Here is a 21,325-nt window from a genome sequence, read left to right as displayed (position 1 = left end):
CGGCAGCTTCACCTTGAGCTATGACGGTCGCACGACCGCAGCGATTGCGCATAACGCCTCGGCAGCGGCTGTGAAGAGTGCCATCGAGGCTTTGGGCGGCGTGCAAGTGACAGTGAGCGGCCAGGGCAGCGTCGCTTCGCCCTGGTTGATCACCTTCATCAATACCGGCATCGCTAATGTGGCCGACGTGGCGCCTTTGCTGGTGGATGCCAGCGGCCTGGCCGCACCGCTGAGCGCCATCACCCGCGTCATGGGCGGCGCGGGCAGTGATGTCATCAATGTCGGCAGCCATCTGACCGTGCTGGGCGATGCCAGGGGCACGCTCAATCTGATCAATGGCCAATTGCAGATTTACGGCAATGGCAAGGGTCAAGATCTGGCCGGCGAGCGTGACGTCGTCAACCTCGACGACGGCGGCGAAAGCGCCAATTCTTCGGGCTGGCTGAGCGACACGTTGGTCTCGGGCCTGAGCCCGTTTGGCATTGAATACCGGGAGTTGGAACAGCTCAGCATCTGGTTGGGCCAGGCCAATAACAGCTTTGAAGTGCGCTCCACGGCCGCCGGCACCTGGGTGTTGGTCAGCAGTCATGGCGGCAATGACAGCTTCAGCCTTGGCGCGGCCAGTGGCGACGCCTTGGTGGGCTTGATTCGCAGCCGCATCGATCTGGATGCCGGCACCGGCACAGACAATCTCTTGATCAATAACGCGGCCGCTACTGCGAACCAAAGCGGATCGCTGAGCCAGAACAGCTTTGCCGGCTTCGGCATGGGCGGTGCCGGCTTGTTCTACAAGGCTTTTGAGACGCTCAATCTGCGCCTGGGCAGCGGCAATGATCGCCTGGCCGTCAGCGACACCCATGCCGGTGTCACCACGGTGAACCTGGGTGCCGGCAATGACCAGCTCAGCTTGCGCGGCAACACGGGCCTGGCGAGCTTCGACGGCGGCGAGGGCGTTGATGATTTCGCCATCGGCTTCTACGCCGACGGCAGCACCCAGACCTTTGAAAACCACATCGGCGCCTTGCTGACCCTGCGCGGACAGGGCGGCGGCGACAAGTACCGAATTGCCCTGGCCGGCACGGGCAGCAGCGTCATCACCGTCGATGACAGCCCGCCAACCGGTGATGTCAGTGTCAATGCCTTGGAGGTGTTCGGCACCGACGGCAATGACACCTTCTTCTTCCGCCGTACGGCGCTGATGGCCGTACGTGCCGATGGCACGGGCGTCAGCGAGCGACTCAACTATGCCGGCCTGAATGGCGATCTGACCGTCTATGGCCGCAATGGCGATGACAGTTTTGTGCTGGACGACAACAGCATCCTGACCACGGTCTATGGTGGCTCGGGCAATGACAGCTTCCAGGTCGGGCAGCTGTTCCAGTCGCCGCGCGACCTTTTGGCAGGCTTGTTGCCAGCAGATGTCATTGAGACCACCCAAACGACCTTGGGCTATCTGAGCAACGGCGTCAGCGTGCCGACTTCGCTCTTTGGCGGGGATGGCGACGATAGTTTTGTGATTTACCGCAACAAAGCCAATTTGTTGATGTACGGCGAAAACGACAACGACACCTTCCGGGTGCGCAGCTTTGTCGCCGTCAATGCCAAGGATCCGAAAGCGCCTATCGCCAGCATCAATGGCGGCCAAGGCGCCGACTTCATCAGCTACACCATCAACTCGCCGGTGCAGATCGAAGGAGGCGATGGTTTTGACACGCTGACCATCGTCGGCACCGAATATGGCGACGATTTTGTCGTCAGCGACCGTGGCGTTTTCGGTGCCGGTCTGTTTGTTGGTTATGCCGGTATCGAAAAAATCATTGTCGATGCGCTGGAAGGCAATGACCATTTCTACGTCACCGCCACTAACCCGGATGTGGTGGTGGAATTGGTCGGCGGCCGTGGCAGTGACACCTTTGATGTGGGCGGCAGCGCTGGCGGCTTGCCCGTGGCCGTGGTGGCCAACGACGGGCGTGGCCACAGTGGCTGGATCGAGATGTCCTCCGGCAACCAGTACGTGCCCGATGTGTCGGTCAATGTGCTGGATGGCGACAGCGCCGGTGTGCTGATCAGCGCGCCCAGCCTCTTGCGCGTGTTTGAGAACGTGGGCGGCGCCGGCACCTTGATGCTGGCCAGCTACACCGTCGTGCTGACCCGGCCACCGCAGGAGACGGTTTACGTGACTGCCGCCCAGCAAAAGCAGCGCGAGGCCGAGTTGCGGGCCGGTGGCCAAGGCCTGGCCTTGTCCAGCAGCTTGGGTGGCCCGGCGTTCGAGAACGGCCTGACCTTGGTGTTTGACATCAATAACTGGTTCTTGCCACAGACGGTGTATGTCACGGCACCCAATGACGCGCTGGCCGAAGGCTCGCGCGTGATCAATATCCAGCACAGCGTGCGCCAAGGTGCTGCAGCCAACGACGGCGGCGCCTATGACTTGCTCAACGTGGCTTCGGTGGCGGCTGAAATCGTTGATGACGATATGGCGGCCGTGTTGGTGGCGCGCTCATCGGAGCCGATGTGGGTGTCGGAGTCTGGTGAGCTGATGGCCAGCTACGACGTGCTGCTGACGCGCGCGCCCAGCGGGCCGGTGCGCATCAATATGGCCGAGATCGGTGGCGCCGCTCAGCTTCAGCTCGACAAGACCGAGTTGACCTTCACGGCGGCCGACCCTAGCAGCGCCGACTATTGGAACAAGCCACAGCGCGTGACCGTGCGGGCGGTGAATGACAGCCTGATTGAAGGCGTGCATTTCGCCCGCATCGGCAACACGCTCAATGCCCAAGACCAGGCGGCCTTCCTGAACCTCAAGCTCAGCGACGCGGTGGCCGGCTTGCGTGCTCAGGTCTTGGCCGATTTGGCCGCCAACTTCACCGTTTCGCCGCTCACAGGCACCAGTGTGACCGTGAGCCGCAGCGAGCTTGAAGGCGGCGGCTTCAGCGCGGCGGCGCTGAGCGGATTGAGCTTGACGGCTTCGACCCCGGCGCCTGACTACTTCAATGGCAGCGCGAGCCTGTCCCTGACATTCGCAGGCACCGCGAAAGCCGGCGCATCTTGGCGCGTGGTCATCGACGGCAGGCCTTATCTCTACACTTTCACGACCGACCTCAGCCCTAGCGCAGACAGCATCGCCGCTGATTTGGCCCAGCAGATCAACGGCCGTGGTTTCAGCGCCACGGCCTCGGGCGCTGTGCTCATGCTCAGCAAGACAGGCGGCGGAGATTTCAGCCTCAGGCCGGATCAATCTTCCAGCGACACGCCGGTGGGCAGCAGCCGAACCGGTACCGCCGCGAGCGCGCATTACTCAAGCGTGACCTTCAATCTGGGCGGCAATTTGAGCGACGCCGTGGCCCTGGGCCGCGCTTTTGAATTCAGTTTGGCCGGCAAGACCTATTCCTGGGTGGCGGGTGCGGGAGCTTCGGCCAAGGGTGCGCGCGTGGCTGCGGTCGATGTGACGATTGCCGATGACGACTGGCTCGATGTCATCGTCAAGCAGTCGAATGGTTCTACCGATGTGGTGGAGCCGACCGACACCGCCGTTGTCGGCACCGGCAGCTACGGCGGCACCCAAGCCAATGGCGCCAAGCTCAATATTGTCGGCAGCAACCTGGTTTCTGCATCCATCGCCGTGCGTCAATTGGGCGACGCCGACACGCCACCGGCCGGCCGCTATGCCGTGCTCAAGAGCAGCACGGGTCTGGTGTTGGGCCTGAGTGGCACGGTGGCGGCGAATCAGGAATGGAAGATAACGCTTAACCTGAGCGGTGGAGCAACACTGAACTTCACTTACATCAGCACAAGCGCCAGCTTGCTCGATGTTGCAACGGGCTTGAAGAACTTGATCGCGGCGTCTGCCGGCCTGAGCGCGACAGCGGTAGAGGTGACTCAAATCAAGGCCAGCTTTGGTTCACCGGTGGTGTATTCCGGCAAGAGCAACCATACGCTGCAAGATGCCCAGACTCTGGACTTCGCCAGCTGGGCGCAGTCCGGCAATACCGAGTTCACCGATGGCGGCACCACAACGCCTCATCTGACGGTCAAGGGTGTGGGCAAGGGCGCGGTTGACTATTACAGCTTCAGTGTCACCGGCGCGATGTTGACCGACGGTGGAGGCAAAGTGACCGCCACCTTCGACATCGACCATGGTTTCAGCAAGGGCGACAAGCAGGTCTGGAGTTCCAAACTCAGCCTCTACAAGTGGGACGCTACAAGCAAGGAGTTCGTGTTGCAGGGCGCCGGCAATGGCTGGTCTTCGCCCGGCACCGGTGGCGGTGGCAGCGACACCTGGTTCGATGATTACCTCAGCAGAGATCTGAGCTCAGAAGGCCTTTACGTGGTGGCGGTGTCTAACCGCATGACTTGGCTCAACAAGGGCTCGGCCGGCGTACCCAAGGGCGTGGACTACGACCTGCAAATCTCGCTCCAGCAGCGCCAGGTTGACAGATTCATTTTCGCCAGCGAACCGCTCAGCGAAACTGCGGACAGCAGCAGTGCTGCCGGCCAGAATATCGACGACAAGAGTCACTGGTTTACCTTCTTCAACCCGAGTATCGGTAACCAGGGCCAGCCTGGCACTACTGGCACGGCGCTGGACTCCAGCACGCCCTATGTGATCATCAAGGGTACCGGCGACGGCAAGCTCGATACCTATGAGATCAAGGTCACAGCGCAGATGCTGCAGCGCGACGGCGGCAGTTTTACCGGCAGCTCCGACAGCCACACTTACTACAGCCAGGCCACGCTGGCTCTGACTGGCTCCGCCCACGTGAACGATGTGTGGACGCTGACTATTGGTAAAAAGAGTTACGCGGTCACCGTGCAGAGCGGCAACACGATGGCCGACATCGCCAGCCGACTGGCCGTCAAGGTGGCTGCTGACAAACCAGGCGCCGCCGGCTACACGGTGGACGGCACGACCAATGCCGGCATGCTGACGATTACCGATGCCGAAGGCTTCTGGTTCACGCTGACGCAGCAGGTCGCACAGGCCGCAGTGGTGGTCAAGACTGCCACGCCCGCCATAGGCTCGGCTGGCACAGCGCCGAGCTTCTCTTCGGCCCTTGTCAACCTGGGCGGCACTGTCAGCGCCGGGCAAGATTGGCTGCTTGCACTCACAGGCACCGTGGCCGGCACAGTTCATTACACCTGGACGGGTAGCGAGACCCTGAGCGGCAGCGAGACCGCGCTGCAATACATCGCCGCGCAGCTGCGCACGCAAATCGCGGCGCTGAGCGGCTACACGGCCGGCGGTACCGGCAGCGATGTGAGGATCTCACGCAGCACCGGCAGCTTCGGCCTGAGCATCGAGATCAGCGGGGACACCAGCCAGGGCAGCGCCACGCTGAGTGGCACACCGGTCAACGTCGGCACGGCACGCTGGACATCGGCCGATGTGGCGTTCACAGGCGCGCCGGGTGGAGCCGAGGTCTGGAGCGTCATCATCGCCCTGCCCGACAACAAGGATGGTCTGAGCGCAGCACGCACCTTCAGCTGGCCGGCCACCCCGAACGCCACCGCCGCTACGCTGGACGACATCGGCACCGGTCTGAAAGACCTGATCAATGCCGACATGGCCCTGCACGCCAAGTTGCTTGCCACCTGGAACAGCGTGACCCAGATGCTGGAACTGCGCAATAGCAGCAGCGCTGGCCGCGAGGACGGCTTCACGGTGAGCTCCAGCATCGTGGCGGCCAACGCGGGTACCGCCACAGAAGGTACGACCGGGCTTGTCGTTCATGGCATCACAGTGGACGCCGCGCTGGGCACCATCTCTGCGGGCCACACCTGGCGGCTGCTGCTGATCGACACCAGCTCGGGCGCGGCGGTGGTGACCACGGTAACTGCGTCTGGCAGCAGCGCGACGGACCTGGCAAGCAAGCTTGCGGCAGCCTTGAAGCTGGCCTCGGCGGCCAGTGCCTTCACGATCACGACAGCGGGTGCGAACATCGTCGTTCTCAACGCGGCCAACAAGGCTTTCACGCTGGCCCTGAGCCCTGCGCAGGACGTCACCTCGCAGGCCGTCACGCTGACAGGCTCGGAAGCGGCAGCGGCGGCCGAAGCCGGCAAGATCTGGGCAGTGACTCTGACTGATGCGACCGGCACGCTGGCCACCGCCGTGCACGAGCGCAAGAGCAGCGAGACCTTGGCTGACGTGGCGGCTGCACTCACCGCCAAGCTCAGCGCCACGGGCTTCAGCTTCACCAGCCGTGGCGACAGCATCGTGGCGATCAGTGCCAGCGGCGCCACGTTTGACCTCGTGGCCTCCGCGCAAGGCGCTGTGACAAGCACCACGGCCGCGCACACCCTCACGCTCAGCGGCTCGGTCAGCAAGCAGCAACTGTGGCAGCTGAACCTGCGCAACAGCAGCAACGCCGTGCTGCATTCCATCGCCTATGTGGCCAGCGACTTGAACAGCCTGGCCGATATCGTCGACCAGTGGGTTCTCAGCATCAACGGCTTCGATGCCAGCGAAGGCTTTGCCGCCTATCGCAGCGGCGACAGCGTCGTCATCAGCGGCTCGGCGGCCTTCAGCGCCGAACTGGCTCCGGTTGGCGTGGTGACGCTTGGCTCTTCAGTGGCCGTCACCGACAATTACAGCGCTACCTTCACCGTGGTGGCCGATGATTCGCCGACGGCCGGCACGGTTTGGGCGGTGCGCGTTACCGAAGGCGGTGACAAGACCACGCCGCTGGCCCACTACACCTGGCTGGGCACGGAGGACCTGACGACGACGCCTATGACTGCTGCCGCCTATATCGCCGCGCAGCTGCAGTCCCAACTGGGCAACACCTTCTCAGTAGATGCGTCGGCGACGCCGTCCCATACCTACACGTCTTCAGCCACCCTGGCTGTCGTCACCGTCACCAGCACCTACGGCGCGAGCGGCGCTGCGGCCACGCCGTTCAACTTCGCTTCAGACCAAGGTGCGCTCAGCGGCACGACGCCATTCAGCAGCGCCGTCACCTTGAGCGGCCCGGTGACTGAAGGATCGGTCTGGACGCTCGCCGTCACGCAGGGCGGTACGGTCACAACGAAGAGTTATGTGGCGACCGCTGCCGATGCGGCGCTGGCCACCAACGCGGCGAAGCTTAATGCTGTCGCCTTGGGCCTGCAGGCAGAACTCAGCACCTTCAGTGTTGTTGTGCGGGGCGCCCGCCTGACCGTGACTGACAGCAGCGCGATCTCGCTCAGCTATGTGGGTCTGCAGGGCGCGAGCGATCTGGCCGTTAGCACGCAGCGCCTGGCCGGCAGCGCCATCAGCACTGCCAGCCGAGTGTCGGTCAGCGCGGACAAAGCTCTCGCGGTCAGCGCCGTCAAAGGCGTAGACAGCATCGCCAATTTGGCCACCACGCTCAATGGCACGCTGGGCAGCGCTTACGTGGCCAGCTCCGCCGCCGGCAACTTCTTTGTCACCGACTTGGACACCACGGCAGGCTTCGTTCTCGCGCAGACGGACGAGACGACCCTGGCCAGCAATGGCGTGACGCTGGACACGGCCACACACCAGAGCGTGGCAGGCGAGGTCTGGAAGATTGCAAAGATAGACGGCGTCGACACCAGCGCGTCCAGCCACACCACCGCCGTCAACCCGGAGACCATGGACGTGGTGGCGGCCGACTTGGCCGGCCAACTCGATACGGCCCTGGGTTCGAGCTATGCGGTGCTCAATATCGGTGGGCAAATCGTCATCATCCGCATCGGCAGCACGACACCGGTGCTTGATCTGACCGGCGCCTATACCGCTGCTCCGATTGATGGCAAAGCCGTGCAAGGACTGTCGACCGCGCTGTTGAACTGGGGCCAAAAGATCAGCCTCGACCCGGCCCACAGCTACGCTACCGCGGGCGACAAGTGGACCTTGAGCGTCGGTGGCACAGCCTACGACTACACGGTCCTGGCCACGGCCAACAACCTCAGCGAGGTGCTGGCCCATTACGTTACCGCATTGGGTGCGACCTTGAGCGGCACCGACCTGCTGCTGAGCAAGGCGGACGGCAGCGAAGTCACCATCGGCCAGACCGCCGAGAACCGCGTGGCCTCGCAATTCAGCGGCACGCCGACCACCGACAGCCGGACGCACTACAGCGACGCCACGGTCACGCTCGACGCCACCCAAGCGCCGAATGCCGGCGAAACCTGGAAGATCACGGTCGGCGGCCAGACCTTCAGCGTCATCGCCGACAGCGACCCAACGCTGACCGAAGTGGCGAAGCAATTGGTCAACGCCATCAATGCGGACAGTGCTCACCGCTTCACCGCCTCGCGCGCGACCGACACGACCGACATCGTCATCCGCCCGCACGCGGACGCCTGGTTCACTGGCTTCACGGTCGAGAAGCCGCAGGCTGGCAACGGCTCGGTGCAGGCCTTCCTTGACATTGACAACGCCAGCTATGGTCGCGGCAGCAAGTCTGTACAGCTGCCCACGCAGGTACTGAACCCGCTGACCGGCCGTTATGAAACGGTCTGGCTGACGCGCACTTTTGACTTCACGGCAACGCCTTATTTGACCTTGGTGGCGGTGGAAAAGGACGGCGTGACGCCGCAATTCCTGACCAAAGACGGCCTCAAGAGCAGCTACCGCATCGACAAGAGCAGCGCCGGCTTGATCCGCGACGCCGGTAGTTTGAGCGCTTCAGACCCGTTCATGAACCTGAGCTTCATGGCGGCCGGCACCTACCGTATCGTGGTCGGCTCGTGGATCGACTTTGATGACAACGGCTATTTTGCGGACGAGTTCGAGGCCGGGGTTTTCGCCGGCACGTCTTACCAGCTCAATGTGTCGATGCAGCAGCATCAAACCAACCCGAAGGCGGTGGACCTGCTGGGCAAGACCATCACGGTGATGGAGGGTGCTGGCCGGGGCGATAGCGCCACCATCATTGCCTATGACGCCAAAGAAAATGTCTACACCCTGGACAAGGTTTTGGCCTCGTCGCTGGATGCCAGCAGCAAGCTGCAGTTCAGCTACAGCATGGATTCGGTCGCTGACTACGTCAAGAAGACCGACAGCTATACCGTCGCGCTGAGCAAAGATCCTGGCGGCGACCGGGTCGTCAATGTGGTGCCCAAGGCCAATCAAACGTACAACAGCAAGTTGGCGTTTGACCCAGACAGCAATTTCGGCCAGAACACTGCCGTGCAGGTGCAGGTCGCTACGCCGCAAGCTCTGTTCACCATGGGCGGCACCGCGGTGGCCGGCGAGACCTGGGAGCTGACCTTGAATGTCAATGACCACCTGGAGGTCATTGCAAGCTATGTGGTGCTGGCAGGCGACGGCATGAACGAGATCGCCTTTGGCCTCCATGCCGATATGGTCAAGGCCGGTGGTTTCTTGCAACAGACCGGCCACGAAAAATTCAAGGCCACTTTGCTCGGCTCAAGCATCAGGCTTGACACCTACACAAACAGTACCGCTGGTGCGGCAGCATCCTTTATCGCCGGCTATCAGATTCGACCGGCCACCCAGGCGACGGCCCATATCGTCGCCAACTCGGTGCTGGAGTTGGGCGGCGACGCCGTGGCCGGCCAGGTCTGGCGCATGACGCTGGGCAGTGCCGTCTATAGCTACACCTTGCGGGCCGGCGAGAACTTGATTGATGTCGCGCGGGCACTGAAACAGCAAGTGGTCGATCCCGCTTTCAGCATCACGGTGCGCAACCGGGTGTTGAGCATTCAACGCGTCGACGGCGCGACTTTCACCTTGAGCTTGACGCCGGGTGCCTCCGGCGCCGTGCGCCAGCAAAACAGCAGCACGCTCAGCCTGGGCGGGCAAGCCAGCGTGGGCGAGCTCTGGCTGCTGAAGCTGGATGCCAGCACCACAGTCAGCCACACCGTTCTGTTCGGTGAGGATATGGCGGCTGTGGCCCGAGCCTTGGTCCAAGCCGTGGTCGACTTGCATGGCAATTTCAAGGCTTCGGTGCGTGGCCTGGTCGTCACCATCGAGCATGCCGACAACTTGGCTGTCGCCGCGAGCTTGGCTATCAGCATGTCGGGCCAGCTGGCCAGCACGGGTCTGATCACGGTGACGCCGCAGTTGCTGTTCACAGGCGGCGCGAGCGGCACCTGGAAGACGGAGCAGACGGTCACGGTGTATGGCATCGATGACCATGTGGCCGACGGCGGCGATATGAAGATCATCGTCTCGCTCGACCAGCAACGCGTCAACACCATACGCGGCCCGCTGGTCATCAACGGTGGTCAGCGTGAAAGCTCCGAGCGGGCCCTGAATGATCCGCTGCTCTTGCCCGGCGAAACCAATTTCCTGGTCAAGGACGGCGACATCAGCAGCGCTGCGTCGCTGGGCGGGCAAGCCTTGTTGACCGATCTGAATGCCAGCTATATCGATGCGCTGCGCGGCCAGATGCCCGGCTTTGACCCGCGGATCAATGCCAACAATTACGTCTTCTCGATCCTGGATGCGACAACGCACCAGTTGATCGGAACTTACTTTGCCGACAGCCTGATTGGTACCGCGCTGAGCATCAAGCGCGAAGACGGCACGGCCTTCAGCCTGGGCAATGCGCCCGGCACGACGCAGACGCTGGCGCAGGTGACTTTCACCCGCCTTGCTGGTGCAGGGGTCTATAGCGTCATTCTGGACGGCGTGAGTTTCGAATATGCAGCCTCGGCCAATGAAACCTTGACCGAAGCCTTGCGTGCTCTGGCCAGCAAGATTGACGCCTCCAGCCTGTATTACGCCGCCGTGCGTTACGAGACGGTCATGTTCACCAAGGACTGGGCAGTGCCGGGCGGCGCGGGCATGGTGGGCTCGGCCTATTTCTTCGTGCCCTTCAATGCCAACCTCTATGTGGCGGAAGCGGAACAAGTCGATGTGCTGAACATCCGCAATGCCAACAGCCCGGCCAATGATGTGGGCTGGCTGACGCAGGACCGCATCTATGGCCTGGGCATGGGGCCAGACACCATGATTGGCGGCCTCAGCCTGCAAGGCGGCATCAACTACCGCGGCATCGAGTCACTCAATATCGAGCTGGGCTTGGGCAACGACATCTTCAATGTGCTGTCAACGCATGCCGGCAGTACGACGATTCTGGGTGGCAAAGGCCATGATGTGTTCAACATCGAGTCTTTGTCTGGCCACACCTTGATCGACGGCGGCGAGGGCAACGACAGCTTCCATGTCAGTGGTGCGACTCACCGCGTCAATCAGATCTCGGGCCTCTTGTCGGTGCTGGGCGGCGAAGGCAGCGACAGCCTGGATGTGGATGACAGCGCCAATAGCGGCAAGACCACCGGCCTGTTGACCGAAAACTCGCTGAGCGGCCTGGGCATGCCGTCCACCACCGAGCAGCAAGTCATCAGCGTGCGGGCGGTGTCCGGTCAGTTCACGCTGGGCGTGCGGGGCGAAGTGATGCGCGGCAGCGATGCGGTTGCTTTGCAAGGCGAATTGGTACTGGATTACGGTATCTCTGCGGCGGATCTGGCGACCCAATTGAATGGCCTGTTCGGCGTCAGCAGCGGCGTGCAAGTCGACAAGGTCGGCGACAGCTACACGGTCACTTTCGGTGGCGATCTGGCCGGGCAAGACCTGCCCCTGCTGTTCTGGAAGCAAGGCTCGGGCGCCATCAACAGTTTGGTGGCGGCGCCCAATGCCAGTGTGGATGTGCGGGTCAGCGCTCGGCGCAATGGCAGCTTGAGCCCAAGTTTCGCCAACAATGTGCAGACCCTGATGCTGAGTGCGGGCGTCAGCGGCAGCTTCCGTTTGAAGCTGCTCGGCCAGTGGACGGATGCGATCGCGGTGACGGTGACTGAGGCGCAATTCTTGGCACTGCTGCAGCCTATTCTTGATCCGGCCAATGCCGATCCGAGCTTGCCGCATACGCAAAACGTCGCGCTCAGCAAGCATGGCGATACCTGGGTCATCACATTCCAAGGTGCGCAGGCAAAAGCCGCTATCGAGGCGATCGATGTCAGCCTTTTGAATGGCCAAGCGCAACTGGCAACGAGGCAGGACGGTATTCATTACGAAGGCCTGGAAACGCTGACCTTGAACCTTGGCTCCGGCGCCGACACGCTGCACATCACCGGCACTTCCGCCCTGACGACCATCAACGGTAATGCCGGCGATGACGTCTTCAATATCGGCATGGACGCCGCGCTGCCAAGCAGCCGTGACAGCCTGGATCAGATTCGCAGCAATTTGTGGCTAAACGCAGGCAGCGGGCACAACGCGCTGAATATCAGCGATTTCGGTAGCGCAGTGGCCGACGGCAGCGTACGTCTAAGCGACTCAGCCTTGCTTGGCCTGGCGCCCGCCGACATTCATTACAGCGCCGTTGGCGGCAGTTTTGGGCGCGGTATCAGCATCTGGGCCGGCACGGGCAACGATGTGTTTGCCCTTGACAGCCTTCGCGCCGACGACGTCACCACCCTCTACGGCAATGCCGGCGACGACAGGGTGACGATTGCTGATCTCGGCAGCAGCGCGCAGACCCGTCTGCTGGTGGTGCACGGTGACCAAGGCAATGATGTGCTGGATGCCTCTCGGGTGAGTGACCGCAATATGGTCATCGTACTCTTGGGTGACGAGGGTGTGGAACGTTATGCCGGCCCACTCAAGAGCTTTGCCGCGCTGCGGGCAGTTGGTTCGCTCAATATCACCCAGGGTGGCAATGACACCTTGCTGGGCGGCGCCGGGCGGAATGTGCTGATTGGCGGCTTTGCGAATGACAGCCTGACTGCGCAAGATAGCGACGATGTGCTGGTTGGTGACAATGCGGAGTTGGTCTATGGCCCGGCCGTCAGCGTCGAAACCCATTTCGAGCTGAACGTGGGCTCCGGCGGCGGCTTTGTGCTGGCTTATGGTCAGGAGCGCGTTCACTTGGCCTGGAATGCCGATGCGGCTGCGATTCAGGCGGCGCTGGAGGGCCTGGCTGGCATTGGCGCGGGGCATGTGCAAGTCAGCGCCGTGGCTGGCGCACCTGGGGCACCTGGGGCTTGGGCGGTCGTGTTGCTTGACCCGATGTTGGCCGGCGAGTTGCGTGTGCTGCAAAGCAGCGGCGAGCTGTCGGGTGGGTTGCTGAAGCTGGGCGTCCACTCTGGCGTTTTCGTCTTGACCGACGGTTTCGACTTCGCTGTCCTTGACTGGGATTCGACAGCTGGCGAGATTCAGCGTGCGCTGGAGAAGTTCAGCCATATCGGCGTGGGCAAGGTGCGCGTCAGCGAAGCGATCGGGCTCGATGCAAACTGGCTGATCGACTTGTTCGGCTTGGACCAAGCCGTGGCCTTGGAACTGGGCTTGGATGCCGGTGCGGACTTGCAACGCGGCACATCGCGCTTGTCGGTGTCTAGCCAGGCTGGTGCTTACCAATTGGGTGATGGCCATCAGCAGGTCACTTTGGCCGCTAACGCCACCGCTGCGCAGATCCAGCAAGCGCTGGAGTCCTTGACAAGCGTCGGCGCCGGGCAGGTGCAAGTTACTGGCTCGGCAGCGACAGGCTGGTTGCTGACCTGGCTGAATGCGGCCGGATTGGGCCATGTGACGGCTGGGCATGGCGCGGACGGCAGCCCTGGTTTGCTGCGCAGCATCAAGACCATTGACACAGTGGCGATGGCAGCTGGACAGGGGGCGGACCACTTGATCGCCGGTGCCGGCCGCAATGTGGTGCTGGGTGGGCTGGGCAATGATTCCGTTCAAGCCGGTGCGGGCGCTGACATTGTTTTTGGGGATAACGGACAAATCAGCTGGAACCGCGACGGCGTGATGACAGGCTTTGCATCGACCGAGACGGCACTTGGCGGCAACGATGATCTGCGGCTTGGCGATGGTGACAATATTGGCGTCGGGGGCTTCGGAGCCGACGAAATCACGGCCGGCAACGGGCATGATCTGCTCTTGGGTGACAGTGGTGAGGCGATCTATTTCGACGGTCTTGCGGCTTTGCGCCAGGTCAAGAGCACAGGCCCAGCCGAAGGCGGTGATGACCATATCAACGCCGGCAATGGTGACAATATTGTCTTGGCCGGTTTTGGCAATGACCTCGTACTGAGTGGTCTGGGTGCCGATCTGGTCTTGGGAGATAACGGTCAAATTGATTGGGTATTCCCTGGCGTTTTTGCGACGATAGAGTCCACCTCGCTGAGCCTGGGTGGCAATGACGATTTGCGTTTGGGAGAAGGCGACAACATCGTCATTGGCGGCGCCGGCCACGACAGCATCATCACCGGTGCAGGCACTGATATTGCCGTCGGTGACAACGGTGTTCTCGAATACACCGCCGGCGTGTTGACCACAATGCGCAGCAGTGATGCCTCCGACGCCAGCTGCGGCAATGACGAGCTGAACCTTGGTGATGGCCGCAATTTTGTAATCGCCGGCGGTGGCAATGACCGCGTCACAGCCGGTGCCGGCAATGATCTGGTACTGGGCGATCACGGCATCATGCGTTGGGCAGCGGGCGGTCAAATTGAAAGCGTTGAGTCAACGCTGGCTGCGCTGGGCGGTGACGATGTGCTGAGCTTGGGAGAAGGCGATAACCTGGGCCTGGGCGGCTTTGGTGCCGACCAGATCGCTGCGGGCAACGGCAACAATGTCTTGCTCGGCGATAGCGGAGCCGCTTCTTATTTCAACGGCTTGGCTGTGCTGCGCCAAGTCAAGAGTTTGACCGGCAGCATAGGCAGCTTGGGCGGTGACGACCGAATCTCCGCCGGCAATGGCCGAAATTTCATCGTCGGCGGTAGCGGCAATGACCGCATTGTCACCGGCAACGGCAGCGACGTGGTGCTGGGAGATAACGGCCAAATTGATTGGTCTGCGCCAGGTGTCTTGGCGGGTATTCAGTCAAGCGAAATCGATCGAGGCGGCGACGACACGATCTTGGCTGGCGCAGGCGACAAGACCATCGTTGCTGGCATTGGTCGCGACAGCGTTAGCGTCGGCGCCGGTAAGCATGTGGTGATCGGCGACAATGGCCAGATCGACTACAACGCAGCTGGCTTGGCGACTCGTTACGCTTCGACCGACGAGACAGGCGCCACTGGCGACGCCGACAGCATCATGCTTGGCGATGGCGACAACATCGTGCTGGCCGGCATGGGCGGCGACACCATCCTGACGGGCAATGGCCGGGACGTCATCCTCGGCGACAACGGCTTCGTTCAACTGAATGCAGCCGGCACGGCGCTGCTGCAGATCGCTTCCACCCTGCTGAGCCTGGGTGGAGACGACAGCATCGCGTCCGGCGCAGGCGACAAGACCGTCGTCGCCGGATTCGGCAAGGACACCGTCAGCGCGCGCAACGGCCAACATGCGGTGATCGGCGACAACGGCCAGATCGACTACAACGCAGCCGGCCTGGCGACGCGTTACGCGACGACGGATGAGACCGCTACTACCGGTGATGCGGACAATATCCAGCTCGGCGATGGCGACAACATCGTGCTCGGTGGCATGGGTGGCGACAGCATCCGCAGCGCCAATGGCCGCGACGTCATCCTCGGCGATAACGGCTTCATCCAGCTGAATGCAGCCGGCACGGCGCTGCTGCAGATCGCTTCGACCTTGCTGAGCCTGGGTGGAGACGACCGCATCGCATCCGGCGCAGGCGACAAGACCGTCGTCGCCGGATTCGGCAAGGACACCGTCAGCGCGGGCAACGGCCAACACGCGGTGATCGGCGACAACGGCCAGATCGACTACAACGCAGCCGGGTTGGCGACGCGCTACGCGACGACCGATGACGCAGCCGCCACCGGCGACGCCGACGGCATCCAACTCGGCGATGGTGACAACATCGTGCTGGCCGGCATGGGTGGCGACACCGTCCGCAGCGGCACTGGTCGCGATGTCATCCTGGGTGACAACGGCTTCATCCAATTGAATGCAGCCGGCACGGCGCTGCTGCAGATTGTTTCCACCGTGCTGAGCCTGGGCGGTGACGACAGCATCACGACCGGCACAGGCGACAAGACCGTCGTCGCCGGATTCGGCAAGGACACCGTCAGTGCGGGCAACGGCCAACATGCGGTGATCGGCGACAACGGCCAGATCGACTACAACGCAGCTGGGTTGGCGACTCGTTACGCTTCGACCGACGAGACAGGCGCCACTGGCGACGCCGACAGCATCATGCTTGGCGATGGCGACAACATCGTGCTGGCCGGCATGGGCGGCGACACCATCCTGACGGGCAATGGCCGGGACGTCATCCTCGGCGACAACGGCTTCGTTCAACTGAATGCAGCCGGAACGGCGCTGCTGCAGATCGCTTCGACCCTGCTGAGCCTGGGTGGAGACGACCGCATCGCGTCCGGCGTAGGCGACAAGACCGTCGTCGCCGGCTTTGGCAAGGACACCGTCAGTGCTGGCAACGGCCAACACGTGGTGATCGGCGACAACGGCCAGATCGACTACAACGATGCTGGCCTGGCGACGCGCTACGCGACGACCGATGACGCAGCCGCCACCGGCGATGCCGACAGCATCCAGCTCGGCGATGGTGACAACATCGTGCTGGCCGGCATGGGCAGCGACAGCATCCTGACAGGCAATGGCCGCGATGTCATCCTGAGCGATAACGGCTTCATTCAACTGAATGCCGCTGGCACAGCGCTGCTGCAGATCGCGTCGACCTTGCTGAGCCTGGGTGGTGATGACAGCATCACGACGGGCGCAAGCGACAAGACGGTCATCGCCGGTTTCGGCAAGGACACCCTCAGCGCCGGCGCAGGCCAACATGTTGTGATTGGTGACAACGGCCAAATCGACTACAACGCAGACGGTCTGGCGACGCGTTACTCGACGACGGATGAGACAGCCGCCACCGGCGACGCTGACAGCATCACGCTTGGTGATGGCGACAACATCGTGCTGGCCGGCATGGGCGGCGACAGCATCCGCAGCGGCAGTGGCCGCGACGTCATTCTGGGTGACAACGGCATCGTTCAACTGAATGCAGCTAGCACAGCGCTGCTGCAGATCGCCTCTACGCTGCTGAGCCTGGGCGGTGATGACAGCATCACGACCGGCACAGGCGACAAGACTGTCGTCGCCGGCTTTGGCAAGGACACCGTCAGTGCTGGCAACGGCCAACACGTGGTGATCGGCGACAACGGCCAGATCGACTACAACGCAGCTGGGTTGGCGACTCGTTACGCTTCGACCGACGAGACAGCAGCTACCGGCGACGCTGACAGCATCCAACTCGGCGATGGTGACAACATCGTGCTGGCCGGCATGGGCGGCGACACCGTCCGCAGCGGCAATGGCCGCGACGTCGTCCTCGGCGACAACGGCTTCATTCAATTGAATGCCGCTGGCACAGCGCTGCTGCAGATCGCCTCGACACTGCTGAGCCTGGGCGGTGATGACAGCATCACGACCGGCACAGGCGACAAGACGGTCATCGCCGGTTTCGGGAAGGACACCGTCAGTGCGGGCAACGGCCAACATGCGGTGATCGGCGACAACGGCCAGATCGACTACAACGCAGCTGGGTTGGCGACGCGCTACGCGACGACCGATGACGCAGCCGCCACCGGCGACGCCGACAGCATCCAACTCGGCGATGGTGACAACATCGTGCTGGCCGGCATGGGCGGTGACAGCGTCCGCACGGGCAATGGCCGCGATGTAATCCTGAGCGACAACGGGCTCATCCAGCTCCATGCAGCCGGCACGGAGCTGCTGCAGATCGCCTCGACGCTGCTGAGCCTGGGCGGTGATGACAGCATCACGACCGGCGCGGGCGACAAGACCGTGATCGCCGGTATCGGCAAGGACACCGTCAGCGCGGGCAACGGCCAACACGCGGTGATCGGCGACAACGGCCAGATCGACTACAACGCAGCTGGGTTGGCGACTCGTTACGCTTCGACCGACGAGACCGCAGCTACGGGCAACGCTGACAGCATCACGCTTGGCGATGGCGACAACATCATCATCGGCGGCATGGGCGGCGACAGCATCCGCAGCGGCAATGGCCGCGACGTCATCTTGGCTGATAACGGCTTCATTCAACTGAATGCAGCCGGCACGGCGCTGCTGCAGATCGCTTCGACCTTGCTGAGCCTGGGCGGTGATGACAGCATCACGACGGGCGCAGGCGACAAGACGGTCATCGCCGGTTTCGGCAAAGACACTATCAACGCCGGTGCCGGTCAACACGCCGTCATCGGCGACAACGGCCAGATCGATTACAACGCAGCCGGTCTGGCGAATCGTTATGCGACGACGGATGAGACCGCTACAACCGGCGACGCTGACAGCATCCAGCTCGGCGATGGTGACAAGATCGTGCTGGCCGGCATGGGCGGCGACAGCGTCCGCACGGGCAATGGCCGCGATGTAATCCTGAGCGACAACGGCTTCATCCAGCTCCATGCAGCCGGCACGGCGCTGCTCCAGATCGCTTCGACCCTGCTGAGCCTGGGCGGTGATGACAGCATCACGACGGGCACAGGCGATAAGACGGTCGTCGCCGGCTTTGGCAAGGACATTGTCAGTGCTGGCAACGGCCAACACGTGGTGATCGGCGACAACGGCCAGATCGACTACAACGCAGCTGGGTTGGCGACGCGCTACGCGACGACGGAAGAGACAGCAGCTACCGGCGACGCCGACAACATTACGCTTGGCGATGGCGACAACATCGTGCTTGGTGGCATGGGTGGCGACGCCATCCGCAGCGGCAGTGGCCGCGACGTCATTCTGGGTGACAACGGCATCGTTCAACTGAATGCAGCCGGAACGGCGCTGCTGCAGATCGCTTCGGTGCTGCTGAGTCTGGGCGGTGATGACAGCATCACGACCGGCACAGGCGACAAGACTGTCGTCGCCGGCTTTGGCAAGGACACCGTCAGTGCTGGCAACGGCCAACACGTGGTGATCGGCGACAACGGCCAGATCGACTACAACGCTGCTGGCCTGGCGACGCGCTACGCGACGACGGATGAGACAGCCGCCACCGGCGACGCTGACAGCATCACGCTTGGTGATGGCGACAACATCATCATCGGCGGCATGGGCGGCGACAGCATCCGCAGCGGCAATGGCCGCGATGCCATCCTGGGCGACAACGGCTTCATCCAACTGAATGAAGCCGGCACGGCGCTGCAGCAGATTGCCTCGATGCTGCTGAGCCTGGGCGGGGACGACAGCATCACGACGGGCGCAGGCGACAAGACCGTCATCGCCGGTTTCGGCAAAGACACCATCATCGCCGGCGCCGGCCAACACGCCGTCATCGGCGATAACGGCCAAATTGATTACAACGTCGCCGGCTTGGCAAACCGTTATCAAAGCAGTGATCGGTCTGCCACAACAGGCGACGCCGATGTCATCACTTTGGGTGATGGTGACAATATCGTCTTGGCTGGGCTCGGCGGTGACCGCGTCAGCACGGGCCGTGGTCAGGACACCGTCTTGGGCGACAACGGCATCATCCAATTGAATGATGCGGGCACCGCGTTCACGCAGATTCGCTCGACCTTGGCTGAACCGGGGGCGAGCGTACAAATCGCCGCCGCGCCGAATGAGGCGGGAGGCCTATCCGCGCACCATGCCGGCGGGCATTTGGATGTCCCTGCCGTCGCCAATGGCGGTGGCGACAGCATCGTGATGGGCGATGGCGACAAGCTCGTGATTGGTGGCGCCGGTGCTGATCAGGTGGTGGCGGGCAAGGGCCAGCATGTGGTGTTTGGTGACAACGGGCAGATCGACTACAACCGGGCCGGTCTGGCGATTCGCTACCGCACCGGCGATACCGAGGCCAGTTCGGGTGGCTCGGACTCGATCCTGACCGGCGATGGCGACAACATCATTCTGGCGGGTGTCGGCGGTGATGTGGTCACGACCGGCGCCGGGCGCGATGTGATTTTGGGAGACAACGGCTTCATCACGCTTGATGAGAGCGGCCTGATGTTGCTCGAAATAGCAAGCCAACTGGTCTTGGACGGCAGTGCCGGGGGCTTTGACTTGACCGGTGGAGCCGATGTAATTCGGGCCGGGGATGGGGACAATATCGTCATCGGTGGCTTTGGCTCGGACGTGATCGAGACCGGCTCCGGCAAAGACCTGGCCTTTGGCGACAACAGCGCCATCGTCTTTGCGGGCGGAATGGCCACCAGATTGCGCAGCACCGACACCGACCGGGCCACCACCGGTGATGACCGAATGGATCTGGGCGATGGCGATAACGTCGCAGTCGCCGGCGCCGGCAACGATTCGGTGACGACCGGCAATGGCACCGATCTGGTCTTGGGCGACGGCGGCGAAGTGATCTTCGACGCCCAAGGCGCTCTTCTGATGATCGTCAGCGGCGACCCGGCCCTTGGTGGCAATGACAGCCTGTTCTTGGGCGATGGCGACGATATCGGCATCGGCGGTGCCGGCGATGACAAATTGTCTGGGATGGGTGGCAAAGACATCCTGTTTGGCGACGGCGGACGGGTCAGCTATTCGGACGGTGGCAAGCGTGTGCAAATCTTGTCCATAGACCTGCTCTTCGGCGGTAGCGATGACTTGGACGGCGGCAGCGGTTTGGACATCTTGGTCGCTGGCCCCGGGCGCGATGTGATGCACGGCTCGCCAGCCGAAGACCTGCTGTTTGGCGGAAATGCCTCGGTGAAGTTGCTGGACGGTTTGGCTCAGCAGGTGGAGTCGGACTTGGCGATGGCCGCAAGTGGCAGCGGTAGTGCCAAGGCGAGCAGGGATGCTAGCCAACCGTCTCAGCGTGCATCTGGCTCTTCGTCTGAGCAAGGGGTAGCAGCAACTGCCTTGGCCGAGTTTGACCTGCCTGGCACGGCCAGCTTCTTGAGTGCCTCGGTCTTCCAGCGCTTGTTCCACAGCGATTTTGTAGGCCGCAATAGCAGCGCCTCAGCCGAGGAAGCCATGCTGCAGGAGCAGGTGGAGGAGAGTGAGCAGTCCGATCAGCAGGCCAATGAGCAAGCTATTGGCAGGCGGAACTCGCATACATCTGTGGCCGAAGCGCCAGGCGTATCGTCGCGGCCAGCTGAAGAGAGCCGCGAAGCGGCAGAGATGCTGGAAGGCGCAGCCGAGCCGAGTGCGAGTACACAAGAGCGCGGCGAAGCCCATAGTGCCGACCCGGCCGCTGAGCACCTCAACCAGGAAGCCGATTTGGCCTCCGGGACCGCCCTATTGGCAGGGGTGATCGTGGCAAGCAATCGGCGTTGGCTTGATCGTGATGCCATGTTGGCCAAAACGGCGGACGCCCAGTCGGCTTCGAATCGTGCTGCGTTGGACGCGCTGACCGAAAAATGGATGGCCAAATCTTCGGCCCAGCCCCGTTTTCCCAAGCAAGAAAAGCAAGCCCGGGCAAGCACTGCAAGCCCAGCAAAAATCGAGTGGTAG

At 62.6% G+C, this 21,325-nt stretch carries 1 protein-coding gene (cut by a window edge); it reads left to right on the top strand.

The annotated features are described in order from the left end of the window. A protein-coding gene (locus tag PRZ03_RS11090) for a DUF4347 domain-containing protein (RefSeq protein WP_273600358.1) crosses the window boundary here: on the top strand, positions 1–21,325 show its final stretch. Its footprint begins 24,191 nt before the window's first position; 21,325 of the gene's 45,516 nt are visible here — the last part of the coding sequence; its start codon lies off the left edge, out of view; the stop codon is at positions 21,323–21,325.

Origin of the sequence: Roseateles albus (assembly GCF_028595345.1) — a bacterium.
GTDB classification, from domain to species: Bacteria; Pseudomonadota; Gammaproteobacteria; order Burkholderiales; family Burkholderiaceae_C; genus Paucibacter_A; species Paucibacter_A albus.
The sequence above is the reverse complement of the archived record's forward strand: the minus strand, read 5'-3'. Positions and strand labels throughout refer to the sequence as shown.